The following is a 930-nucleotide window of genomic DNA, read 5'->3' as shown; positions in this document are numbered from 1 at the left end:
TATGGCTTTTCCGTTCAGAATAGCCATTGGAGCAGGAACCGCCTACATACCTAAGGCTGCGCCTTTCTTCCGAGGTGGAGCAGTCCGCTTAACAGGCTGTACTTGGTGTACCGACTGTTTGGATTTCACTCCGCACAGATAGTCGTTCAAGTCGTTGTACTCGCTGTACAAGTGGGATGCATCCCTCACACGGTAGCTGAGGGCGTTCTCGATGGCAAGCGTTGCCTTCCGCCCTGCCTCGTCGTTGTCGAGCAGACAACTGATGCGCTCGTAGCCGTGGAGTGCGTCAACAGCCTTGTCCACATTGCTTGTGGAGTTGAGTATCACGTAGTCCTGCGCTTCCAATGACGGACAAGACGGAAACTTCTCCATGCGTAACGAGAGAAAGGAAAGATAGTCCATCATGCCCTCGAAAACATAGCAAGAGTATCTTGGCTCGCCTTGCTGTCGGATATGTGTGATGTCCTTGGGGGACATGCAACCCTTGAAGAATCGGTTACGAACCTCGTAACCGCCCGACTTGTTCTTGAAGCCGATGGCGAAGTAGTTCTTGCCATTATGCGAGAAGTGGAGTTCCGCACATTCCTTTTGGGCAATGTGCAGATTAATCTTTCGCTCGCTCAGATAGCGCAGGAGTGCAGGATGGTTAAGTTCCCTCACTTCCAATCGCTCAAAACTCGGCTCGGTAGCTTGCTGAGTAAAAGAAAAGTCGGTCGGACGAACATGGGGAGTTTGCTTCTCCATCTTGTCCAAAAGATAAGGCAGGTTGTCGGATGCGTAAAGATAGGACACAAGGGTGATGATGTTGCCGCCCTTGCCCATGCCGAAATCGAACCAACTGTTCATCGTGGTGTTTACCTTGAAAGATGCCTCGCTCTCGTTTCTCAGCGGTGACTTGTACCAAAGGTTTGCGCCCTGCTGCTTGACAGG

1 protein-coding gene is annotated in these 930 nt (G+C 51.5%); it reads right to left on the bottom strand.

Annotation, left to right across the window (positions count from 1 at the left end):
• Positions 1-42: 42 nt before the first annotated feature.
• Positions 43-930 (bottom strand): toprim domain-containing protein (locus tag DXD25_RS16360; RefSeq protein WP_117664395.1); only part of this gene is annotated, 888 nt, incomplete at its 5' end.

Source organism: Prevotella sp. TF12-30, assembly GCF_003436715.1.
GTDB lineage: Bacteria > Bacteroidota > Bacteroidia > Bacteroidales > Bacteroidaceae > Prevotella > Prevotella copri_A.
This window is presented reverse-complemented; position numbering and strand designations above follow the sequence as displayed.